This window comes from Anaerostipes faecis, assembly GCF_910574135.1.
Lineage (GTDB): Bacteria > Bacillota > Clostridia > Lachnospirales > Lachnospiraceae > Anaerostipes > Anaerostipes hominis.
Window position 1 is genome coordinate 272564 of sequence record NZ_CAJSYK010000001.1, and the last position, 24096, is coordinate 296659.

Below are 24096 nucleotides of genomic sequence, written 5' to 3' on the forward strand. Positions count from 1 at the left end.
TAACCTCCTATTCTCGTATAATCGTAATGATCGTTGCAATCTCCGTCTCATTAATATATACGTTAAACTCTTTTTCCATTGGTTCCAGAATTTTTTTCACTTCTGGAACCATTTCCTTGTTCTTGTCAATCACACCTGATGCAATAAAACTAATGGATGGTGTGTATCCCTGTCTGATTCTGTCTAGTAAACAAACGATGTGAATAATCAATCCGATTTTTTTGTTCTCATCCAGTTTTACATTTAACAGATATTCTACTTGTTGCATGAAATCGTCCAGATATATTTCCACTTTGGCCATATCCAGTTCTGGAAAATTTCCCTCTAAATATTCATACGTTTCGGTGATTCCCGTCTTATCCAATTCATTCTGTGTTTGGATATAGTCATTTAGGTTTGTTTTCTCAGATTTCATTAGCTGATTAACGTCAATGAACTGATATTGATAGAGCAGTGGATCATAATCTCCTACAATCCCAACAATTTCTCCTTCATCTGCTATACCATCGATCATGCTATATAGCTGACCTTCATTTGTTAATACAACTCGTCTGATTTTTACATCATTCCAGCTCATATTTTCGTTTATAAATCGTTGAATTTTTTCTGCTTCAGTTTCAGATTTTGATATGATGACTACAATCTTATTGCTTCCATCATAATTTCTACTGTATGCTGCTGTCTTGAAATTTTCCTGAAGATATCCGTAAATATCATCTATTGCCTTTTCTTCACTTGCTTTGTTGCTACATGCTACACCAATTAATGTAATTGGTGATTCTACAAATCTGATGTCGATATTCGTTTCCGCTGCTATGGATTCTGCCATAGTCCTCAAAGATCCCATGTCATAGATTAGGATGATTCCTTTTCCTTGATCAATTCGAATAATCTCTTTCTTGAAGTCTTCATATGCTTCTTTCATGTTCTTATCTAATGGTAAGTTAAAAGCATATGTATTATTTTCATTAGAAAGTTCATTTACTGTTTTAACAACCGCTTGTGCTGAATAATCCCCATGCATTGCAATTAATGTAACAACCTGCTGTTTCTTTGTGACTCTTTCTTCTAAGAGGAACATCATCACAAACATAATCTCATCCACATTCAATTTTGTGTGAAAGATTTTTTCTGTTTCTAGAACAAATTCCTTTGCCAATTGATATTCCTGTGGATAGGAAACTGTCATTTGTGTGATTTCTTCATTTGATACCCTTTGTTTTGATTCATTTCTAATCAATGCTGAATTCATATGGAGACACAAGGCACACATTATCTTCTCGTCATATTTTATTTGAAACGTCTCTTCTGCTTTTTTCAAAAACATGTCGACATGTTCAATCATCTTGTTGGCAATGATATTTTTCAGCATCGTCCGATTGGAAATTTTCTCACTTAATTCGTTATAATACTTTTGGAAATCCTCTTTTAATGCAACAGATACATATGCGTCAATCTCTTCCTCTTGAATCTCCTGTTTCTTATACTTTTTCTTTCGATCATCGATAGACTGATAAATATCTTTCTTCTCTTCTGCCTTTTGTGCTTGCTTTTTCAGCATAGTAGAATGTGTAAATGCGTAAACATACTGTTCCGAAACTAACTTATCCAGTTCTTCCTTATGTACTTTCAAATATATAAGCCCTTTCCTTACATACGGTGGAAAATCAGAAAGCAATATTTCGATAAATTTATTTTTTGAACTTCCTTTCCGTGCATAACAGTTTACACATCCTGTATGGATATCTTTTTTTAATCCTGTCACATTGTCTACTGATTCATATAGGAGTAATGCAGATAATATCTTTGCATCCATTTCTAGATTCTTACCAATATTTGTAATTTCATCGCATAAAAACCTTTGTACCAGTTGAAATCTCTCTTCCAAGGATCTCTCATTTAAGATAGGAAGTTTGATCTCGAAATCTGTTTTTTCTTGTAATGAATGATAAATTTCCTGATCCGCATTTGAATCGGTGCGACAGATTAAAATTCCTCTTTCTTTAGTAGAAAGTAAACGCCTCCTTTCATAGGCTGGAAGCAAATCAATATGATTGATCAACAGCATTCCATTTTCTGATTGATTTAGAATTCCAACTTCATCTTCAGTTCCAAAAAGTAGCTTCTGTTGATAGTCTGGAATTTCTTGGTAAGCTTTACAATCAAATGTTAATAAAACTTCTTTGTTTTTAACTACGCCGGATTTCACAGCAAACTGAAAAACCGTTTCTGCAAAATAATGTGCTCCACATCCTCGTTCTGCAGTTATAAGAATACTTGACCTTCCTTTTGGATAAAGGATCGTTGCTTTCGCAACAGCTACTGCATCTTTTAATGATTGATCATAGCCGATCAGTCTCTTAAAAACCTCTTCTGCTTCTTCAGATAAGTTAATGTATTGATACATGACCGGGCGCCCTTTTTGCTTGATCAATTTTCCTTCATTAACTAATTGGTTTAAGATGCTGCTTAAATTGGTCCTTTGCATACCTAACTTCCCTGACAAAAAGTTCGTAGTAAATCTTGGATATTCATCATGTTCAAATTCTAATGAATATGTTGTAATGAATTCATATACTCGTTCTTTGTTGTTCTTATTCAGTTTCATATGCAACTCCTATTCTGCGCTGTACTTACCAGCTGCCTATACTATACTCAAATCAATACTTTACTTCAATTTTGCAAAACCACCCATTTTTTATACACATAAGCTGTTTTTTCGAATGTGTATAGTTTTTTTTGCTACATTTATCCAAGATTATACACATTTTTTTTATTTTTTTTTATTAAAACCTAAAAATACAGATATTTTTATACAGATTCCTCTATCTGTTCTCTCCTTTTCTAATATTTTATTAGGCATTTGTTAAATGCCAAAGCCCTTTGATTTTACTGGATTTTCTTGCTTGATTTATATAAATTTTCTCTCCGCTCATGGTAAAATAGAATCATGACAAACCACCTTGTAATAATCTCTCGGAATCCTGAGTGATTATTATCGGCAACAGCCGAGAAACGTACTTTGAAAAGTAAATATTATTTAAAACAGAAAAAGAACATAGAAAATAGACATAGCTGTCGCTATGCCTGAAAAATGGTGTATAATAGTTAAAGGATTATGCCACATCTAAAATCAACTTTCTCAGGGTGGATTCATAGGGCAAATCCCAAGCATCCAAGTGCTGCAGCATAAGGATGTGATATAGGCGGCAGTACCACATCTTAGTTGAGCGGTGCCTGCCGCTTTCTAATTGAAAGTCTATTTTCTCACGTTTATTCGAACGTTCAGCTGAAGTTCTAGCATTGTATTCCAGTTTCCATTCTTTACTGTCACGAGGCGGGAAATTGATGAATCTTGGATTATCTTTCATTGCAAGATGGACGGTTCTCCCATATTTGGAGTCTGAGCAGGGGGTACTGCAGGAGCATCCGTATTTACGGCTGGCAAGTGGACAGCGAAATTTTAACCTTGCTTTCGATGGCTCAGAACCATCATGGTTCATTTTTCGCCCAGCTTTGCAAATAGGAATTCCATCTTTTGCAATGGTAAAATCATCCTTATATTTCATGCTGATTCCGCGTTTTTCATTTAAGTCGATAAAAGGCTGTATGCCGTTTTCACGACAATACCGATAATACGGCATGGTATCATGAGCAGAAGCCAAAAGCCATTTGCTGATATGAAAATCAGGAAGAAAGGCAGATCACTTTCCGAGTTGGATGCAACCAGCATATATAAATCGTAGCCATGATAAAAACAGTCTCGAGAAGAATCATATACGACATCACAATCGGGCTGGGAAAAGTAGCGGTCGCAACACCGGCAATGGAAAGATTGGAGGTATCAATCAATCCTTTGGATATGGAAACGGTTAAAAATTCATGGTTGTAAATCTTGAAAAGAGAAGCATATGGTTGGTCATCAATAGAAAAAGAAGAAGATTCCATGGATTTAAAAAGTTGTTCCACTGTGATTTTTTCAATAGATTCTGCTTTTTCTCCCTTCTGTTTTGGCTTTTGCACTTTTTTCTTTTTTAAAGGATGTATATGGGGAGAAAGATTATCAGAATCGGAATCCCAAAGCCTGTTAAGAAAGTCATAGAAAGTGTCGACTCCAGGAGTGTCACCAAAGTGAAACCCACTGAGGATTGCATAGAGTGGATTGATTTTCAATTGAGCAGCCCAGTGGGTAAGTGAATGAACTTTAAAATCAATGGAGAGAAGATAAGAACGCTGCATACAGGAAGGAGTCCTTGGTTTTGGACCAAAGACAGAATATTTGTTGCGGAGCAGTTCGTTGGTATAAGAAAGATCAAGATTCCAGAAACGTTCGATGATATCCCATGTTGATTTAGAAAAAACAGTGGGATCAGGATAATATTTGCGAAGGTTTTCAAGTAAAAAAGTCTGATAGGCGGTATGACCGCCGGAATGAACAGGTAACATAAAAATCGCCCTCCAGTCGATAAAAATAAAATATATTTAATCGGCTTCGCCGCAAATTTTGAGCGATTTGTCAAGTCTTTTTTGACAAAAAAGTGGGGGATTTTAATAAAATGGAATCTACAAGCCTTGATTTTACTGGGCTGAAGATTCCGAGAGATTATTGTCCATGTTAAGGAGGAAGAGTGAAAAATAAAGTAGATTTTTGGGCGCACTTATCCAAGGGTTCATAAAACCCAGTTTTTCAGGTATAGAAAAATGTTAGTTATCGTTGCGCTTTACTAACTTAGAACTATCGTAACCAAGGCTCTCAAGATAAGTAAAAACATTGGTTTCATTCAAGACAACACACTCTACATGATTCTGTGATTCCATCAATTCTTCATAGTCAGTAGGTGTGAAAGGTTTCTTTTCAGACACCATATGGTAAATGCAGACCATCATCATCCTGGCAATGGCAATGATCGCTTTTTTGTGGCCTCTGCGTTTTTTGATCCGTCCATATTTGATTGAAAAATAAGGCTGTTTTTTGCTCTTGATTGCGGCAAGGGCGCATTGTACCATCATCGGTTTCAGATAATCGCCTGCTTTTGCGATACGGACAGATTTTTTCTTGCCTGCAGATTCATTGTTGGCAGGAGAAAGACCACACCAGGAACAAAGTTGTTTGGCATCGTCAAAGATGCCCATGTTGACACCCGTTTCAGCAAGGACGATGGTGGAACTTAGTTCTGTCATGCCCGGCATCGTGCTTACGAACTCGACAAACTCATAATAAGGTTTTATGCGGACATAGAGCTCCACTTCGGTTTGGGTAATCATATCATCCAGATATTCGAGATGTCCGCGGGTAAGTTCCAGCTTTTTAGCCTGGTCTGTTTCAATGTTATAACCTTTAATGGCTTCAATGATTTCATCCGACTTGGCTTTGGCTCCCTTTTTTATAAGTTTGCAAACGGCTTTTTCATCAATGGTATCAGCGTTATGTTCCAACAGATAAGACATGATTTGGGTTGCCGTCCTGCCAAAACCAGGTCAAATTTGTAAAGGTCGGCAATCCATTTGGAATCTTTTTTGTCCGTCTTCTTCCCCTTGATGGCTTTGACATATTTGGGGTGGGTAAGACAGACTTCCATGTCGTTTTCGAGATAATTAAAAATAGGAATCCAGTATTTTCCTGTGGATTCCATACAAACATGATAACAATGATTCTCGATAAGCCAGTTGTGGAACTTTTGAATACCCGAGTTGATGGTTGAAAAAGATTTCTGCTTATATTCAGATATTCCGTCCTTGTTGGTAGTTACGATGGTAGCAACGATAACATTTTTGTGGACGTCAAGCCCACAGCAGATGGAGTGTTTCAGCTTCATCATAAGTATCACCACCTTAATAAAAAAGAATAGCAACATTGACTGTCATCCTGCGACTGAATAAACATGGTTTATTGCCAATGATAAGAGTCCGGTCTCAAAGTCCCACTTGTTTGTGCCTTGAGCGAAGCGAAAGGAATGACAAAATTTATGAATGTATTTGTAAAACTAGCCGAAGGATTTACCAGGATCGTATCCGCAGGAGGAGAAAACCTGATGGGCCTGATCACCGGAATTCTTCCCAATCTTCTGATCCTGCTCACCTGTATCAATGCCATCATCACTCTGGTAGGAGAGGACAGGGTCATGAATTTCTCTAAAAAACTGACCCGGTTCCGCCTGCTCCGTTACACCCTGCTGCCTGTAATCTCCCTTTTCTTTTTGACCAATCCCATGTGCTATACTATGGGACGGTTCGTGGAGGAAGACCAGAAACCTGCCTTTATCGATGCCTGTTTCTCCTTTGCGCACCCTATCACCGGCCTGTTTCCACACGGAAATGCCACTGAATTCCTCACGAAAAAGATCATGGCAAAAAATAAAGGAGGTGCAGCAAAATGAAACCATCTGTAACGATCACAAAAGGCTCCAGCGGATGGGGCGGGCCATTACTGTCTATGAAACGGAAACCAGGAAAGTCGTCGCTTCTGTCACCGGAGGCTCCATTCATCCTCTGGCTGAAAAAATCGCATCGCTGCTTGGTGTCCCGGTAGTGGATGCCTTTAACAATAAAGTAGAACCCGACACCATCATCATCGCAGTGGTAGACTGCGGCGGGACGCTCCGGTGCGGTGTTTATCCGAAAATGGGAGTCAAGACCATCGATATCCACCCCATCTCCCCGTCCGGGCCACTCAGCAAATATATTAAAGAAGATAATTTTGTATCCGGCACTACGCTGGACTGTATTACCCAAAGCGGCGAGGCTGCCCCTTCTGAACCTGAAGTATCCGGGCAGGCTGTCCCGGATCTGGCTGAGGCTGAGGGAAAAGAATCCTCCCCCGCGTCTGGAGGAAATCAATTTTTTAATTTTATCACCAGCATGGGCCGCGGCATTGGAAGTATTGTGAATGTATTTTATCAGGCCGGCCGGGATACCCTGGACATTGTCCTGAAAAACATTTTGCCGTTCATGATCTTCGTCACCCGTATGTCAAGCCAAAGACAAAAAAATATCTTTGAGAATAAAAATTCCAAATTATCGTTGGGCTGATAATTTGGAATTTCTGTTCTTTATGCTTCAAACCAATCATTTGGTATGAGATTTTTATCGATAGGCCACCAATTTTCACAAATAAATTGTCTAAAAGATTCTTCTTTTAAATCGGCATGATCAACAATAATAACTTGTAGTTTTCCGTTAAGTTCATTCGTACGATCAATGATAAACTGGTACATTTTGTTGACTTCATTCCAGTCTATTTGTTTTTCATCTAGCTCAGACGGAAAATAAACTTGGGATGGCTGATCGAGGAATAAGAATCTTGGGACTGGGCGATTGGCGTTAATAAAAAATTTCTGTAATGCAAAATACGAAATAAGATGGACCCCTACCCAGTTCGAACCGCTTCCCAACTGTTTAAGTGGCACAGGCCTTTCTGGCTTATCTACAACAACAGTAATCTTATTCAAGTCGATCCTATACGGATTGTCACAATGTTCTAGTTGTAATGCCTTAGCCCATTTTGTCATGTCCACTTGTATTCGCGAAAGTGCTGACTGCCTGCGTTCCTCCACAGAGTCTCTATCAAGAATGTCATCTATTTCTTTTATTCGTTCTTCAATTCCTTTTATAATTTGTTCTCGCTTTCCTGACTCTGTATCATTTTCCACGCTCTCAATCCAAAGGCTGATTCGCCCAACAACTTTTCCTCTTCGTGCATTTATATCTCTTAGTCGTGCCTTTTCATCTTCTTGTTGATATACCCCGTCAATTTCTGCTTCTAACACCTTAATCTCTTCCTGTTTCTTTTCCCGTTCTTGTTCCAAATCAGAAATAAAGGCTCTAAGTTTTGGTTGTTCACGCGTCACATTTGCGATTGATTTGTCTAAATTGATAATAGAAGCTTTTATCATCTCCACACTAGGGAGTGGTTGTTCAAGTGTTCCAGAACACAACGGACATTTCCCGGGATTGAAATTTAGTTGTTCAAAAAGTCCTATAGATTCAAGGCGCATTTTCTGGTGCTGAGCTTCTCCAGAATATCCCGTGGTCTCCCCAACAAACATATGTGCATTATCAAGACTAATTCCGATCTCGTCAAACTCATCCCGAGTCTCCTGAAGCTTACTTTGTAAAAAAGTTAGCCGATCCATCCCGCTGTTAGAGCCAATTATACTAGGTGACCACTTCATAACAGTTTGAAGAACAGAATACATCTCCTGATAATTCTGATAATCTATCTGTATCGATGCATCAATAAGACCAGCTTGTCGAGCCTCTCCAATTAGCGCAATTGCCCTTTCAGAACCGCCTCCCATTAAATGCCGATTTTCTTCAAGCTTACGCTTTTCAAGTGTCAATTTGCGTTTAAGTATACTTCTTTCATTTTCTAGTGCCAAAGCATCTTCACTAATGGCACCCAAAAAATACGGAATGGTGTCTTTAATGGCTTGTGTAATGAAATCATCCGATTGACGATGAAACAAAAAGTTCTTTGCTGCAATCTCATCTTGCCCCTGAAAACAATAATATAATGCATGTCTTATATTCGCTGCGAGGGGGAGTCTGCTCTGGCCTTCAGGTGGTGTGTTTAAATTTTCTGAGATTCCAATTCGACGAGTCAATGATTCTTCAATCCCAGATACATTTGTATTAGATGAGAAATCACACTTTTTAGGAACTTCAATGTTCTCTCCAACTTCAATATAACAAAACCCTGTTGTTTGCTGCCCTTTATCTGGATTTTTACGTGCTATAAATGCACGTTCATGTTCAAATTGCAGGAGTAAGCCATACCATGCTACATTATCACGAACTACTCCGTCTGCAATATTACATGAATCACCGCCCAAGCAATAATCAATAATATCACCTACCACCGATTTTCCTGTTTTTGATCTGCCGGTAATAATATTCACTCGACCCAATGCAAAAGGTAGGTGACGCACTTTCCCATTATATCCATAAAGTACAAGTTCACGTATCTGCATCATGGTCTCACCCCCAACTCAATATATATTGTCTCGACTTTTCCTGTTGTTGCAAACCACTTGGCAATATGCTCACCTTTTTTGAGACATTCCGAAATTTCATTATCAACAAATTTTGTTTTGCTCAATGTTTTCGAGGCTGGCGTTATTTCTAATTCACTATTTGGCGTTAGCAGAACTTTCCCTGTTTGGAGCAGAAACTCAACAGATTCATTTGTGATCGGAACTAATTCTCTTGCCCTTTTGGGAAAATCGATTAGAAGATGCGGGTATCGCCGAACCCATAAGTGCAATTGCGTCCTACTGTTTATACTGATCCTTGTTTCTTTATGTAAAACAAGAGGCAATACTAAATAAATCAGCGGAAATGGAAACGCCCTGCACGTTTTATCATTATAAGTTTTAATTGTTGAATATAATACTCTCCCACAAAAAGCGGGGTTGAGGAGAAATGCAACTTCATGTGTTCGCATATTCCAGCTTTTCATCTCTATCGCCTCCCTCTTACGTATCCAATAATTTTTTGAGCCGATCATAGAAATCTATATGCCAACCCACTTTAAGTTGATTAGCCAGCATATGGTAACTTCCTCGCATCACAAAAGCCTCTTGGCATTTGGAACGAATACGGATATCTTTCTTTTCTATTTCAGAAAAAAGTCTGCGTCCTTCTGTGATTTTTTCTTCTTCTGTAACTCCTCTATATCCGGCCAAATCGTCTTCCATAGCCGCGAAAGCATGTTCCCATTCATCAATCAATCGTTGCTCATAGTTTTCCAATTCATTGACATACAATAAATCATTCCTTACCCAATTGGCTCTCTGTTTAAATGCACGATAATAGTCTCTTAAAGCAGTTTGCATACGACGACTCCCAAGACAAATTAGTTTAAGTTGCTCATAAAATATTTTTTCACTAGCACTTAAATTAGTTTCCTGTATATTTCCAATATCAAAAATATCTATTGGCAAATTGTCATCAGAATACTCTTGACTTACAGATACAATGAACGATCTCACCTGATTTTGGGTAACAAATATTGGAGTGTCTGAACAAAGAGCTTCGATTGCCTTTTTGTACCACCAGCCCTCTAAGCGCTCACAAATCTGATTTTCATATTTAGGGATACAGCTATATCGAATCTGTTTTCTGAAATCCTTTTCAACATTTATTATATCACTCGCACCATCAATAACGCATATTTGGTTGACTAAACATTTCGCAATAGTTTCATCAGTTTTCAAAAAGGCCTCGTAATATTTTTTGTGATTTTTATTTTCAGATTTAAGGCAAACATCCTTTAATTTCTCATATGCATCTTCCGTATTTCGATTTTTACCTTTTTTTAGGCAAGAAGCTGCTGTGCCATCTGGCGCAATTGCTGTTGTAACAATAAGAAATTCTGTTCCACTTAATATATTCGGAGATTCAGAAACTACATCCATCCATACTTTTAATGTTCTCCATAAATCTGTACTTCCGTCTGTGAGACTGCCTTGCCGCTGTACATGATGCTTCAACTGGATAAGCTGCTTTGGCATACCGTCTTTACTAAACGCAACATCATCAAATTTTTCAATACTTATTTGAAAATCAGAGTTATCATTCTCTAGTAGTAGTGTTAAAGCATATCGTACTTGATATAAATAGCCTAGCATCTGTTCGGAAGCTTGGTGATTAGACATCTTACAACCCCCTCTCGCTTTTCATGAAAATCAAAAAATTTAATACTGTTCATTCTTATTAAGATATTATCATTTAAACTTTAGATTCGTCTAAAGCTAGTGCCAATTTAAGACTCTTCCAAATGCGATTTCTTGTATTATTTTCTTGCTGTTCAATGATGTCCATAGATTTTAATATTCCAAATGCTTTTGATACAGTATTAAATGATAATCCAGTCTGTTCTTTTGCATAGACTGTGCTTGATAGAGGAAATCTTTTGAAATTATTATACACCCGCCGAACGCTTTTGGCTTGCGATTTTATGTTATCAAGCATTTTTTCATCTTCTGCTATAGCGTTTTCATACCGCATGAATAGCCTAGCGGATCGTTTTGCTGTTTCTCCTATAGCATTTACAAAAAACTTAATCAACCGAATATATCCACCACTGTACTGTGTAGTTCTAAGCAGGTCGAAGTATTCATTTTTGTTGTGATACAAATACTCAGACAGACATATTAGTGGCTTTGCTTCTCTAACGATATCGCACAATATCATTGGAACAATGATTCGTCCTATAACTCCGTTATATCTCTCAAACGGATGTATCATCTCAAACTGATAATGTACCAATGCGACTTTAATCAACGGATCAGTATCTTTGTCATTATATAAATAAGCAGAGATATCAGCCAATGCCGGTAAAACTGCATCAGGAGCTGTGGGTGTGTAAGTTTTGAGATTCGTTCTAACGCCTAACAGAAAAGTCTGCTTGTCCCTAACATCAACCGTTTTATCAGTTACATCACCATGCAATGCAACTCCGCAAAGCTCACTTAGAACTGGAGCTGAGATTATCCTATCCCTCGCTTTCTTATATGCCAACTCAATATTAGTGATTGATGTAATATCCCCTTTACCACTCCCGCGACTAACAAGTACATCTTGAAAAGAAGGGCCATCGTAATCAATCATTCGAGAATATGTACACTCTTTTAAGAGCATCAATTCGCTGAACGCACTCTTATTGGGAGCATATTTAAGAAGTCCGTCTAAAAATCCAATATTTCGGTGAGCTTCAATTAACAAGGTAGATAATTCATCATCTATTTTATACATATCCCCATGCATTAGAGGACGAGGAGTAAATGTATAATACTTAAAATTGTTTTGGTTGCTGTCAATATGTTCAATATAATCTCCTGTATAGGGAATCATTTCACACACCTCAATAGAAAAATCTATTTTCAGCATATCACAAATATTGAAATAAATGAAGTATTATTTCTTCGCTTTATTTCAAAAATCAGAGAAATAATACAATATAGGTTTAAAACAGAGTTTCATGACTTAAACATTCTCATGCAACTATTTTTTGATGTTTTATCTGATTTTTTATATCGATTTTGTTGATGTTTTCACGATATTGGGACTATTTTTCTTGCATTTATGCTCCATATCATACCAAAATGGTGGATAAATACGGCTTTGTCATCAGCTTCATGTAAGCGGATGGCTTTGGACTAAAATCATGTACTCGTTTCTGCTAAGTATTTCTATTTGGATATAAATGCCCGACTATTCAAAATCAAATAGTCGGGCATCGTGTTTATGTATGAAATTACAGTGCGTTAATTTCTTTTTCCAGTTCCCTTACTGCGGACATTACCGTCTCAAAGTCTGGAATATTGCCATAAAGCATATCTTTCATGGCTTCATAGTCTGCCAGTAGTGCAGGAAAACGATAATTCGGCGGAAGCAGTTTCAGACTTCCCGGCACAGCCTCCGTATATTTCACCCAAGCTCGCGGATAGAATTTCATTTTGAAATCCACAACCTTTTGAAGCAGGTCACGGTGAGCGAAAGCGGATTCCTTCACCGGAGTCATAGACATTCGGTACAGATCATAATAGTGTCTGGAATACCGCTGCGGCATTTCCAGATGTTCCGGTCTGTTTACTTCATGGTGGAGAATGGTCGCCTTTTCCCAAAAGGTACGCTCCGGTGCAACGGTGAGAATATACGTAGCTTTCTGTTCAAAAACCCCAGGATAATACCGGGCCGCATAAGGTTCAATCCCTGCCACCTTTGCCGGGGTCCATGCTGCCAGAGCACCGATTTCAAGGCGAATCACCTGCAGGGTTGCCGCATTGGTGAACAGATGGGGATATGCAAAGATAACCGTCTGTTTATCCTTTTCATCTATGTAGACATTCGCCTCACGCTCAAGATCCTGTGACAAACCTTCTTTGATTGCCGGGCAGAAGGTTTCGGCAAGAAAGACTTCCGCACGTGCATTGGCCTCTTTATTGAATACATCCTGTTTGGTGTTGGAACGTTTCTCCCAGGTTTCCTCTTTTTGGTACCCCAGTACCCTCCAGTCTAAGATCAGGTCAATATCTTCGGAAAAACGGCTGATTAGATGAAATGCCTTTGACAAGCTGGTACCACCCTTAAAAGTAATCGACTTTTTCCAGGGAGAATGGTGAAACAGATAATCCAGTGTATAACAAACCCAGAAATCTTTTTCCACAATCGCATCATGTAGTCCCATTTTATCTGCTGTATTTCGGAACAGCATCCGTTTATCGTTGTCTGAAAACCTTGCGATATTTTTCATTTCTGCTGTACCTCCCCGGCAATCTTACGTATTGCATTGTAAACCCAGTCCGTAGATTCTGACGCTTCTCTTAACATGGCGGCCTTGTCTTCCTCACTCAATCGGGAGCTAAGCGCCTGAATGGTTTCGGAAGTGACATTTGTTTTTCCCAGAGTTTTTAATGCCTGAATAACGAGCGCAGTCATATAGGAAAGACCTGTAATCTCTTTGTTGGTCCGATGCTTAAATTCAATCTTCGTAGAGTTCCACTCATAGGTTTTATACGGACCGTCACTGATGTAGGACCAGACCGCTGTTACCTGTGTAGAAAGCCCTAACAGATTCAGTGCCGTATTCCCACAGGGAGCAATCGTCCAGTGGTAATTACGAGCCAACGCATTTGCCACTGCCTCTGGATCTGCCGCCACGTATTCTTTTAGCATTTCGCTGTATTCCGGTTTTTCATAAATACCTTTCAAAATTCTCCGAAGGGTACCCGTCTGTGTAAGCCTGTTCAGATTCCGTCTTATGGTTTCTGTATCAGCAATGTCTGCAAAATCTGAGTTGACAAAAACTGTTCCTTCTAAAGCATTTTCTATCCGCCCCTGTATTTGTTTGGAATATCCGTTTGCCATTACACCGACCTCCTTTGTCCCGAATATTATATATTATTCGGGACATATTTTCAATAGATTTCGCGATACTTATTTTTAGCATTCCCAACAGAAGCTAGTTAAAACATCCCCGATTTGAAAATTTTTTGTCCCATTTTTTATATATTATTCGGGACGATTGGGGCACTCGGCAGATAAATCAGTCGTGCATCAGATACACGCTGTTTTCCGCATCCCTCATCAAATATAAGCCCCAAAATCCACCGGACTACTAACCATATTTATTTTTTGTCTTTAATTCAACAGCCTCCTTTATTCGACGATTTTTTGTTGTCTTTCAAAGCTGGAAAAGGAATTGAATAAACAACGGTAAACGCTCAAACCCCTTGAAAAATAAGGTTTTTTCTGTTTGTCATTATTATACCGTAAGGGCAGCATCATGGTTGGTATCATCAACTATACCGGCATCGGCGATCTTCTGGCAAATGCCATCAAACCATTGGCCGGAAGTCTTCCAGGCCTTCTGGGGTTGTCCGTTTTCTGTGCCATTCCGTTCCTGTCCCCGGTCCTTGGACCCGGTGCGGTGATCGCACAGGTGGTAGGTGTACTCCTCGGTGTAGAGATCGGGAAAGGAACCATTCCCATCGCTTATTCTCTTCCTGCACTGTTTGCCATCAACTCTCAGGTAGGATGTGATTTTGTACCTGTAGCGCTGACCCTGGCGGAAGCTGAGGACGATACCGTGAGCGCCGGAGTACCCGCCATGCTCTTTACGAGACTTGTCACAGGACCTGCGGCTGTACTTGTAGCCTATCTGTTGAGTTTCGGGCTTTACAGTTAATATCAGATGTTAAACGAAAAAACAATCAAACTGCGAAACCTCCTTCAGCAGTTTGATTGTTTTTAGATTCTGTTATATTTTTTCTTTCCATGCGCTGATAAGCTGCCTGAATTCCGGCTCATCCTGTAGAAAATGAAACTCCTCATTTTCAGGGTCTTCAAATTCGCTTAAGATCTTTGGAAGTATAGACTTTCCAAAATGGTCCGTGCTGGACTTACTGCCTGTGTATCTGTACAGCGGTGATTGGCCCGGCTCCCATTTTTTAAGAATCGCCGGAAACATATCTTTAAGTATGGTGATACACTGACCAATGTCTTTCCTTGCGAATGCAAGCTGAAACTGTGCTGAGTAAGACCCGTAGTCCCACAACCCAAACAAACGCACTACCTGCCTTGATATATCAGCGATCTCATCTGCGTCTTTGGGCCTGTTCTCTTCAAAGGCTATGGTCATCAAATCCATCAGCGCAGTCTGGATGTCATTTAATCTCTTCAAAAGTCTGCTTTCCAGGACACGGCCCGCATCCTCCCACTGTTTCTGTTTCATATACAGCCTTGTCCGGATCTGGTTCTTATCCATCATTGACTCCTCCGGCAGCTCCTTAAGGAATATTTCTGCTCTGTCATATTCCTCGCGGTCTATATACTTAAAGATCAGCAGAGAACGCGCCCGGTCCCTGACCTCTGCATCAGTGCTCTGGGCTGCCCGTTCATACAGTTTTTCAATATCATTCTTGAAATCAGTACAGTCCTCCTTGGAGTAAATACCCAAAATTCCTTCCAGTGTGACCGCAACATTCAAGATCAACGGATCACAGGATGGATACTCCCGTACTTTTTCCATTCCCATATGAAATGCATGTTCCGCTCCGTTACTGGAAACATCCGCTGCCAGTTCATTGAGAAAATCTGTGATTTCCTCTTTGGTTGGTTCTTCTTTAAAGGACAGAAGGGTATTCAGGTCTGTCTCCAGTAACCGCGCCAATGCAGGAAGCAGTGTGATATCCGGATAGGACACTGCTTTTTCCCACTTGTTGACCGCAGGGGCGGAAACCCCCAGCAGAGAAGCCATCTGTTCCTGGGTTAAACCTTTTTTTATCCGCAGTTCCCGAATCATTTCATTGATCTTCATAAGCCCATCTCCTTTTCTCTTTTCATTGTATCAGCCCGATGAAACACCTACAATTGAATCCTTTTTTATTTTTCCTCAGAAGAATTTAACCAATGGTTAAAATGATGATCAATAGAACAAAGTGGGCAAGCCCGCTTCAACGCCCCTACCCCTCACTCTTTGAGGGGCTTGACAACTTTGCGTGCCAGATGCAATTTGCCGCAGGCAAATAATTTCCTTACGCATCTGTGCACAACCCGCGGAGCGTTTTTATTTCATAGGGAAGGTCATGGAACTTTCCTATGGAAGAAACAAAAAACTGCCTGTAAAAACAGACAGTTTTTCAAAATTCTTATAAGCGGGTGATGGGAATCGAACCCACGTGATCAGCTTGGAAGGCTGGAGTTCTACCATTGAACTACACCCGCATCTTTCAGACAAGTAATAGTATAGCAAAACTAAATACAATATGCAAGAACTTTTTTAAAATTTCTTAATTCTTTTTTATTGCCTGTTTCACAAAATATGCAGTCCCAAGGCTTGCCGCTGATACAAAAAGAAACAGCACAGGAACCGAAATCCCTGATTCTAATATCTGTCCGAACAAAAACTGTCCGGGAGGTATCGTGGCTGTCGCCGCTGCCGTTGAAAATGCACTGGTCTTTCCGATCATAGATCCGGGGACTGCCTGCTGCATGTAAGTCAATGAAATCACATTGGACAGGCCAAGGGAAAGCATGACAGCAAAGCCGCCTGCCCCAAAAGCACATATATTAATGAGCGGGCTTTGGGACGCAAATCCGGTCAGACACATGAAAAGAAACGAAACCGGCATCAGGTAAAGCACTCTGTGGATCACAGCCATGGAAAAACGCTTGGGAAACACACTGATCAGTACTCCCCCCGTGATCATCCCAAACACTGTGATCCCTTCCACAGATCCATAGACTTCTGAAGAAAGACCCAGCACATTTTTTATAAAATGCGGTGCAGCTACGGAGAAAACCGGAACAATGAACAGGTTGGACAGACCGTAAGAGAAAATAATCTTTAATATGATAGATTGAAATTTTTTTAAGTACAAAAACCCTTGATACATTTCGTTCACACTGCCCAAAAAAGAGAGCTTGTTTCTGGAGCCGTTCTTTTTTTCCGGCAGATGCAGAAATCCTTCCATCAGTGCTGAGACAAAGAAGCTGATTGCATTTAAAACCACGATCCAACGGATCCCCAGAAAACCATACAGCATCCCCGCAATGACAGGTCCTGCAAAATTGGCAGCGGATCCGATCTGCTGTACAATGCCATTGGCCCGGTAAAGCTGTTTTGCTGAAACAGACAGAGGGATGGAGGCTGTCACCGCCGGTGAATATATAGTACTTGCAGCTGACAAAAGGATCATTGTGACAGCTATGACAGCTGGCCGGTCATGTCCTGAAAATAAAAAAGCCGCATAGCAGCTTATAACAATGCCGCTGAAGATGTCTGTACAGACCATGATCTTCTTTTTGCTGAAGTAATCTGTGATATTTCCGGCTACCGGCGCGAGCAGAACATATGGAAGCATAGAAATTGAAAGGATCGTAGCAAAAATGCCCGGACTCCCGGTCAGGTCCAGTACATAGAGAGACATACAAAACCGCTGGATGGCACTGCCGAACAGCGAGATCATCTGTCCCGCCGCTATGATAACAAAATTTGCTTTATTCCCCTGTCTGCTCATTCCAGCTCATACTCCGTGCAGACCGGATATGTGCCGTCCTCACTGAGCGTAAGCTTAGCCCGTATGCCATAAAGTGTCCTTAAATTCTGTTCTGTTATCACATCCGCAGGTGTTCCCTCAAACACCATCTGACCCTCCTTCATTCCAATGATATGGTCTGCAAACCTGGAGGCATGATTGATTTCATGGATCACCATGACAATGGTCGTTTGGTTCTTTTGGTTTAATTCTTTTAAGAGAGAGAGTATTTCCAGCTGGTGAGACATATCCAGATAAGTGGTTGGCTCATCCAGTACAAGAATTCCTGTCTGCTGCGCGAGCGCCATGGCAATCCAGGCCCTCTGCCTCTGTCCGCCTGAAAGAGAATCTGCCCTTCGGTCTTTCAGTGCCAGAATGCCTGTTGCCTCCATCGACCAGCGGATCACCTGATGGTCATGTTCTGTCAGTCCGCCTACAGGTTTCTGATAAGGGAACCGCCCGTATGCCACCAGTTCCTTTACTAGAAGTCCCTCCGGTACCTGCGGGCTCTGGGGCAGAACTGCCATCTGTTTAGCGGTCTCCCTGGGAGCCTGTTTTTTGATCTCTGTACCGTTGATAAAGATCTCACCCTTTTGGGGCTTAAGTATCCCGGCCACAGATTTGATCAGTGTAGACTTTCCGCATCCATTGCCGCCGACTACGATGGTGATCTTCCCGCCGGGGATATTCAGATTCAGCTTTGGTATGACGATGGTCTGCTCATAGGCGACAGTGATATCCCTCACTTGAATCTTTTGTTGTTCCATTTTACACCCTTACCTTTCTTTCATCAGGAGATAAACAAAATACGGCACTCCGATCAGGGAGATCATGATGCCCGCTGGTATTTCCAGAGGTGAAAACAGATTCCTCGCAAGTGTATCCGCTCCCAAAACTAAAATACTGCTTAAACATGCTGCCGCAGGAATCTGTCTTTTGTGCACAGGTCCCACGAGACGTTTTGCCAGATGCGGTCCGATCAGTCCGGCAAACGCGATATTCCCGGCCACAGAAGTGGCACAGGCAGCCAGACAGACTGCGAGAACAAGGAAAACCTTTCTTTCCCTCTCCACTTGAACCCCTAATCCCATAGCCAGCTCATCTCCCAGATCCATCACATCCAGCGTTCTGTTTTTGTAAAAGACAATAAGGATCAGCACAATAATAATGGGCGCAGTCATGGCAACATACATCCAGCTGCTGCCCCACAGGCTACCGCCAATCCATGCCAGAGCCTGATTATAGTCTCCTTTTGACATGTTAAGCTGATAAAGAGTGATCAGGGCATTGACCCCTGTGTTGACACCAATACCTGCCAATATCATTTTTACAGGCCTCACACTCCCGTTATCCCTGGCCAGAAGATAAATACACAGAAAGCTTATAAATGCTCCCGCCGCTGCCGCTATGGGCATGAGCAGAACAGTGCCAAAGCCCAGCGCCGTATAATAACTGGTGCTCTGCACAGAGATCAAAAGTACCACCGCAAGCGCCGCGCCAGCATTGATACCGATGATCCCGGGCTCTGCAAGATCATTTTTGGTGACACTCTGCAAAATACAGCCTGAGACAGATAATGCAGCTCCGGTTAGAACCGCCGTCAATGCTCTTGGGAGCCGCAGATCAAGTACAGCGATATTCTGCATGCCGTCCCCCTTGCCGAGAAGGGTCATTACAACGTCTTTTGCCGTCATGGAATAGCTTCCATACATTAAGGCTCCCACAAACACAGCCAGAAACAAGAACACCACCAGGGCCACTGCTGTACGCTGCCTTTTTTTCATCTGCTTTGCTCCTTTCTGATCAGCCACAAAAATACTGGCACACCTAATATGGAAGTAAACAGCCCTACCGGAGTCTCATATGGCTGGTTTGCCAGACGCGCGGCAAGGTCTGCCCATACCATCAACACACTTCCGCCTAAGAAAGACAGCGGTATCATTCTTCTGTAGTCATTGTCGAATATCTTTCTTATCATATGGGGAATGACCAATCCAACAAAGGCAATATTTCCTGCGCTGGCCACACAGACGGCACAAACCGGGATCAACAGAAGAATCGACCAAAGCCTGATCCTTTCGGGACGGACACCCAGTCCTGTGGCTACCTCATCTCCAAGGCTCAGTATGTTGATGCTGCCTGCCAGAAAGAAAAACAGAATCAGAGAAATCCCTCCTGCAATAATTAACAATCCCACATGCCCCCAAGTGATGGATTTAAATCCTCCCGCCACCCAAAACGCCAGCTCCTGGGAACGGTTTCCCAGAATCCCGATCAGGGAGGATAACGATAGAAAAAAGGTTCCCAGGGCTGTCCCCGCCAGCAGAAGCCTTGAGACACTTAAATTTGTCGTTCGCAGGCAAAATCCAAGCACAAGAATCCCGCCGAGAAAAGCACCTATGAGGGCCGATGCTGTCAAACCGAAAAGGCCGGATACTGCCGGTATTACACTTGCAGCTGCCACAGCCAGGGAGGCTCCCTGCGTCATTCCCATGATGGACGGCTCGGCCAGGGGATTCCTGGTCACCCCCTGCATCACAGCGCCCGCACTGGCAAGCATCCCTCCTGTCAAAACAGCGGCAATGGCCCTCGGCAGCCTGACTTCCCTGATCAATTTTATATCCAGTGAATCCCCGCCTTTAAAGAGCGCCGAGGCCACCGTTTCGAACGGCAGCCTCTTTGCTCCAAGGGAAACACCCAGCAGCACTCCAGTTATCAATAGGATAACGGAAACTGCGGCAAACACAGAAACCCTTTTACTCATTCATCTTCTCCATCAAACTGTTCAATTCATCCAAAAGTGAGAGACGCCCGATGGAACTGTATCCCTGGTTAAAGTAAGGGCTTGCGGGAAGCTCTGCCACATGTCCCTGCTTCACTGCGGGAAGCTCTTTCCATACAGAGTTTTTCTTTAAAGCTGCCATATCATCTTTGGTTCCTATGGCAAGAATATAATCTGCCTCAATGGACGCCAGCCCTTCATATGATACTACCGGAAGGCTGATATCCTTCTGCTCCGGCAGTCCTTTCGGTCTTTTTAATCCCATATCTTCATATAAAATACTTCCTATCCCGGCCTTGTCATACACAAAGATCTGGCCTCCACTGGCAAGGATGGAAAGGTAGCTTTTATTCTTTCCGTAGGATTTTTTGATTTCTTTTCCCTTTTCCCGGGCCTTTTTCTTATAGTCTGCAAGCCATGCTTCGGCTTTCTCTTTTTTCTGCATGATATCGGCTACCTTGAGCACATCTTCTTTCCAGTCTGTCTGAGCCAGCTTCAGCATTACTGTAGGAGCCGCTTTGGAAAGCTGCTGATACATTTTTTCCTGTACTGAGGAAATAATAATCAGGTCAGGCTTTAACGCAAGAATCTTCTCAACGTCCATTTTGTCCTGCATACTGTAGCCCAGGATCTCAGCCCCGGATAGCTTCTTTTCTAAATAAGACGGAAACTTTGTATAGTCATACGCATCTGAGTTGGCGGTTCCGACTACAGAATAACCGAGGATAGAGAGGATATCACTGTTTCCGCTGATATCAACGATTCTCTTTGGATCTGCAGGTATTTCAACCTTTCCTTTGGCATCTGTCACAGTGATGGTTTTCGAATCCTCTTTTTTATCTGTCTGATCTTCTTTTCCTGAGCATCCCGCCAGCAATGCTGCCAGGGCTGCCAGAACTAAAATGACTGTAATGAACTTTAATTTTTGCGTTCTCATTGTACTTTTACCCTTTCTTCCTGTATACTATCCTTAGTTAGTTTTACCTAACGACTTCGCAACGTATTGTACCTAACCCCGACCCGCTTTTCAATTGATTTTTATTTTATTCATCCATTTGAATAAATCTGACACTCAATAAAATAACTCAGAAAGGAATCCATGAAATGACCATAACCTCCAGTAAAGCTTTCCGGGAGGAAGTGCTGTACCAGCTTTCATTTCAGCCGTCCTTCCAGGAACACTGTACTTTATATCAAAATGTATCTGCACCGGAAAGCGGGTATTTTTTATTTTATTCCCGTCCTGGTTATTATGAGCTTGGAATCGCAGATTATACGATACCTAAGGATTTTCAGATCCAGTTTGACAATCCGGAATCTCTTTTGAGATTTGGAACCGTATATAAGGGAAGTACAAAGTTCCAGCTGAAAAATCAACAGGTATCATCCTTTACTCCCTCTTCTTTTTTTGTGGCAGAAAAAAATCTGAAAGGAAAACAGGCCTGGCATCAGGGGCAGCATTTTCACGGGACAGAGATAACCGTCCACAAAGCCTTTTTGGACGAGATTGTTTCCGTGACTTTCCCTGATTCCCTTTCCCTGAGTGACTTTAAACAAAATCATACTTACCGCTATCTGCCCCATACTGTCATTTCCGTTATCCACCAGCTCAACAGCCTGTCTGTCTCCGGCCGTCTGTCTCCTCTTTTTCTGGAGAGCAAGATCCTGGAATGTCTTGCACTTCTGACAGAGGAAGTCAAAAAGCCTAAGGATAATATGTTTCAGCACCAGCTTGAATTCGGTTTGATACAAATTGGAAAAAAACGCAGCTTCAGGCTTACGGCCTCAGATATACAGGCCATTCAGAAGGCCCACGATATTTTGACGGAGCAGGCAGTTCATCCTCCTACCATTGAAGAACTGAGCAAGAAGGTGTTTTTAAACCAGCAAAAGCTGAAGGCTGGTTTTGCGAAGCATTATCATATGACCATCGGGGAATATACCAGCAGCCTGAGAATGGCAATGGCGGCCGGCCTTCTCTCTGCCACAGATCTTTCTGTCAGTGAGATTGCAAAAAGAACAGGCTACCGGTACAGCGGAAACTTTTCTAAGAAGTTTAAAAGTTATTATGGTGTAAGCCCTCTGGAATACCGCCGGTCCCAATAGAACTTGAAATTAATGAGATTTATGTCTATAATATTTCAGGAATGGAAAATTTCATCATTTATTACACAAAAGAAAAAAGAGGAGGATTTAACTATGATAAACGCTTATAAAGCGTATTGGAAACGCTATTTCGATTTTAAAGGAAGGACATCCCGTTCTAATTTCTGGTGGGCTATCCTGGGACAGCTTATTGTATCAATCATTGTCGGTTTTCTTGCAAGGATGTTAGATACAAACGCTGTTAACTCGCTGTGGTCACTGATCACTTTTATCCCCGGACTGTCATTGAATGTACGCCGTCTGCATGACGTAGACCGTTCAGGTTGGTTGGTTTTGCTTGCATATATACCGATCATTTTATTTATGGTCAGCTTAACCTTGACAACCGCATCCTTGCTGATGAATGCGGAAGCTGCTTCCGGCGGGTTTGGACTTGCAACCATTGTATTCGGACTTCTGGCCCTGATTGTTGCAATTTATTTTATTATCCTATTTGTAAAACAAGGGGTGCAGGGAGCTAACCGTTACGGTATGCCGGATGAGGACTAAAGCTAACATACAATAGCAAAAATATTTTTCCTTTCAGATATATTCAAATGGAGCTGACACATTCGATGGTCAGCTCCATTTTCCGAAGAAATATAATTGTATTTAAACATTATTTTTTCTTATGCCTATTTCGTCAAAATACTACCAGTATTACTTTTCTCTTCACTTCTAAACTGCTGGATATCTTCCTCATAGACATCGTTATTACTTTTGTCAAAAATTCTATTTTAATAATTTTACGTATTCCTGAAATGCCTGATCAGAAATATCATTTAAGTTTACATCCTTTTTTTGAATTTCTCCTACATACATTGTTTTAAAACTTACAAGAGTATTATGATATGAAAAGAAATACTCTTGAAAATACGGTAATCTGATGCCAGATTTAGCTTTGTATTCTTCTGCTGGAACATCTACTGTAATTAAATTTTTTCCCATTGATTTTTTCAGGTAAAGATGTGTAACATAAACCATTATTTGTTTTTCCTTATTAATATAAAACAAATTTTTCTTTACAGGCTTCATAATATCTTCGTCAACCATGTCTTTTTTTTCACTAAAATAGCTGTTCTCCGGAAAGGCAACACAAGAATTATTTATTTCCCCATCTCCTGTTTTCTTAAACCCCTGAAGCTGAAAATTATCCGCTATGTTTTGATAATCTTTCTGAAACGTTTCATAAGAATTTTTGTCTGATGTCTCTTTTTCCTTTTGAGTGCAACTGCTGGCGGTAATACATAATACTGCAAGACATATAAAACAGATAAACTTTTTCATAATATCCCCTTTTCTAACTTTAAAGATTTTTTACAATAACAATTAGCGTTATTACAGTTTCTTCTCACTCATTGTCGTGTAGATGTCCAGCGAGTTTGATTTGTACACAGTTGCATTAACATCTGTAGTTTTATATACTCTTCTTTTAGGCTTTGCCGTAAATATAGTATAAGTCTTTAGCTTACCTTCACTTTTCCATCCACTTTAATAACCTTTAACAATTCCTTTCTTTTTTGCAGATACATTCATGGAACAAGAACACCCAACAGCCTCAACTGATACTTCCATTCCATTCAGATCCTTGAGAAAAGAATCTTTCTTTTCTTAGAAAAAGCAAGAAGA

General features: G+C 40.9%; 23 protein-coding genes and 1 tRNA gene. 5 read left to right on the forward strand and 19 right to left on the reverse strand.

The window, feature by feature from the left end; all coding sequences use genetic code 11:
- Positions 1–7 precede the first annotated feature (7 nt).
- The 5 genes from QGT46_RS01395 to QGT46_RS01415 form a co-directional block, all read right to left on the reverse strand.
- Positions 8–2608 (reverse strand): PRD domain-containing protein, encoded by a 2601-nt coding sequence (locus QGT46_RS01395; protein ID WP_148460384.1) that lies wholly within the window; start codon positions 2606–2608, stop codon positions 8–10.
- Positions 2609–3116: 508 nt separating this feature from the next.
- Entirely contained in the window at positions 3117–3569 is a 453-nt protein-coding gene (locus tag QGT46_RS01400; protein WP_301589222.1) for a hypothetical protein, read from the reverse strand.
- 118 nt (positions 3570–3687) lie between these two features.
- Complete coding sequence (locus tag QGT46_RS01405) at positions 3688–4446, reverse strand: hypothetical protein (RefSeq protein ID WP_301589224.1); 759 nt, start codon at positions 4444–4446, stop codon at positions 3688–3690.
- Between the two features lie 258 nt (positions 4447–4704).
- The gene (locus QGT46_RS01410) at positions 4705–5448 is read right to left on the reverse strand and encodes a transposase (protein WP_301589226.1); all 744 of its coding nucleotides are present in this window, start codon (positions 5446–5448) and stop codon (positions 4705–4707) included.
- On the reverse strand, positions 5385–5819 hold the full coding sequence (locus QGT46_RS01415) for an IS110 family transposase (protein ID WP_301589228.1): 435 nt from the start codon (positions 5817–5819) through the stop codon (positions 5385–5387). The genes QGT46_RS01410 and QGT46_RS01415 overlap by 64 nt, the downstream gene beginning before the upstream one ends.
- Before the next feature lie 147 nt (positions 5820–5966).
- Between QGT46_RS01415 and QGT46_RS01420 the strand changes: the two genes are divergently transcribed.
- Together QGT46_RS01420 and QGT46_RS01425 are read left to right on the forward strand one after the other, a co-directional pair.
- Positions 5967–6377, forward strand: coding sequence for a PTS glucitol/sorbitol transporter subunit IIC (locus QGT46_RS01420; protein ID WP_148460082.1), 411 nt, complete (start codon positions 5967–5969; stop codon positions 6375–6377).
- 34 nt (positions 6378–6411) lie between these two features.
- The gene (locus QGT46_RS01425) at positions 6412–7029 is read left to right on the forward strand and encodes a hypothetical protein (RefSeq protein WP_301589231.1); all 618 of its coding nucleotides are present in this window, start codon (positions 6412–6414) and stop codon (positions 7027–7029) included.
- A 20-nt stretch (positions 7030–7049) separates the two neighbouring features.
- Here QGT46_RS01425 and QGT46_RS01430 read toward each other — a convergent pair whose 3' ends face one another.
- From QGT46_RS01430 to QGT46_RS01455, 6 genes are all read right to left on the reverse strand, one after another.
- Entirely contained in the window at positions 7050–8972 is a 1923-nt protein-coding gene (locus QGT46_RS01430) for a DUF3732 domain-containing protein (RefSeq protein ID WP_148460081.1), read from the reverse strand.
- On the reverse strand, positions 8969–9457 hold the full coding sequence (locus QGT46_RS01435; RefSeq protein WP_148460080.1) for a three component ABC system middle component: 489 nt from the start codon (positions 9455–9457) through the stop codon (positions 8969–8971). Before QGT46_RS01435 ends, QGT46_RS01430 begins: the two co-directional genes overlap by 4 nt.
- A gap of 16 nt (positions 9458–9473) precedes the next feature.
- Positions 9474–10655, reverse strand: a complete 1182-nt coding sequence (locus tag QGT46_RS01440; RefSeq protein WP_148460079.1) for an ABC-three component system protein — start codon at positions 10653–10655, stop codon at positions 9474–9476.
- A 73-nt stretch (positions 10656–10728) separates the two neighbouring features.
- Positions 10729–11853, reverse strand: a complete 1125-nt coding sequence (locus QGT46_RS01445) for a Fic family protein (RefSeq protein WP_301589235.1) — start codon at positions 11851–11853, stop codon at positions 10729–10731.
- 403 nt (positions 11854–12256) lie between these two features.
- Positions 12257–13255, reverse strand: coding sequence for a nucleotidyl transferase AbiEii/AbiGii toxin family protein (locus tag QGT46_RS01450; protein ID WP_148460077.1), 999 nt, complete (start codon positions 13253–13255; stop codon positions 12257–12259).
- Entirely contained in the window at positions 13252–13869 is a 618-nt protein-coding gene (locus QGT46_RS01455; protein WP_024728932.1) for a DUF6088 family protein, read from the reverse strand. Before QGT46_RS01455 ends, QGT46_RS01450 begins: the two co-directional genes overlap by 4 nt.
- A 388-nt stretch (positions 13870–14257) precedes the next feature.
- Here QGT46_RS01455 and QGT46_RS01460 point away from each other — a divergent pair, with 388 nt between their 5' ends.
- A complete protein-coding gene (locus QGT46_RS01460; protein WP_330607142.1) occupies positions 14258–14689 on the forward strand; it encodes a hypothetical protein in 432 nt (143 codons plus the stop codon).
- 72 nt (positions 14690–14761) lie between these two features.
- Here QGT46_RS01460 and QGT46_RS01465 read toward each other — a convergent pair whose 3' ends face one another.
- The 7 genes from QGT46_RS01465 to QGT46_RS01495 form a co-directional block, all read right to left on the reverse strand.
- Positions 14762–15820 (reverse strand): helix-turn-helix domain-containing protein, encoded by a 1059-nt coding sequence (locus QGT46_RS01465; RefSeq protein WP_148460076.1) that lies wholly within the window; start codon positions 15818–15820, stop codon positions 14762–14764.
- A 336-nt stretch (positions 15821–16156) separates the two neighbouring features.
- Positions 16157–16227: transfer RNA gene (locus tag QGT46_RS01470), tRNA-Gly, on the reverse strand.
- Between the two features lie 65 nt (positions 16228–16292).
- Positions 16293–17522: an MFS transporter gene (locus QGT46_RS01475; protein ID WP_148460075.1), complete on the reverse strand. Its 1230-nt coding sequence runs from the start codon at positions 17520–17522 to the stop codon at positions 16293–16295.
- A complete protein-coding gene (locus QGT46_RS01480; RefSeq protein WP_148460074.1) occupies positions 17519–18307 on the reverse strand; it encodes an ABC transporter ATP-binding protein in 789 nt (262 codons plus the stop codon). Before QGT46_RS01480 ends, QGT46_RS01475 begins: the two co-directional genes overlap by 4 nt.
- Positions 18308–18316: 9 nt before the next feature.
- Complete coding sequence (locus tag QGT46_RS01485; RefSeq protein ID WP_148460073.1) at positions 18317–19324, reverse strand: FecCD family ABC transporter permease; 1008 nt, start codon at positions 19322–19324, stop codon at positions 18317–18319.
- A complete protein-coding gene (locus QGT46_RS01490) occupies positions 19321–20304 on the reverse strand; it encodes a FecCD family ABC transporter permease (protein WP_148460072.1) in 984 nt (327 codons plus the stop codon). The genes QGT46_RS01485 and QGT46_RS01490 overlap by 4 nt, the downstream gene beginning before the upstream one ends.
- The gene (locus QGT46_RS01495) at positions 20297–21259 is read right to left on the reverse strand and encodes an ABC transporter substrate-binding protein (protein ID WP_301589242.1); all 963 of its coding nucleotides are present in this window, start codon (positions 21257–21259) and stop codon (positions 20297–20299) included. The genes QGT46_RS01490 and QGT46_RS01495 overlap by 8 nt, the downstream gene beginning before the upstream one ends.
- 167 nt (positions 21260–21426) lie before the next feature.
- On the opposite strand from QGT46_RS01495, the gene QGT46_RS01500 reads away from it, so the two are divergent.
- Together QGT46_RS01500 and QGT46_RS01505 are read left to right on the forward strand one after the other, a co-directional pair.
- Complete coding sequence (locus QGT46_RS01500) at positions 21427–22428, forward strand: helix-turn-helix transcriptional regulator (RefSeq protein ID WP_148460071.1); 1002 nt, start codon at positions 21427–21429, stop codon at positions 22426–22428.
- Between the two features lie 93 nt (positions 22429–22521).
- Positions 22522–22977, forward strand: a complete 456-nt coding sequence (locus QGT46_RS01505) for a DUF805 domain-containing protein (protein WP_301589244.1) — start codon at positions 22522–22524, stop codon at positions 22975–22977.
- Positions 22978–23199: 222 nt separating this feature from the next.
- Here QGT46_RS01505 and QGT46_RS01510 read toward each other — a convergent pair whose 3' ends face one another.
- Entirely contained in the window at positions 23200–23754 is a 555-nt protein-coding gene (locus QGT46_RS01510; protein ID WP_148460069.1) for a hypothetical protein, read from the reverse strand.
- Positions 23755–24096: the final 342 nt, after the last annotated feature.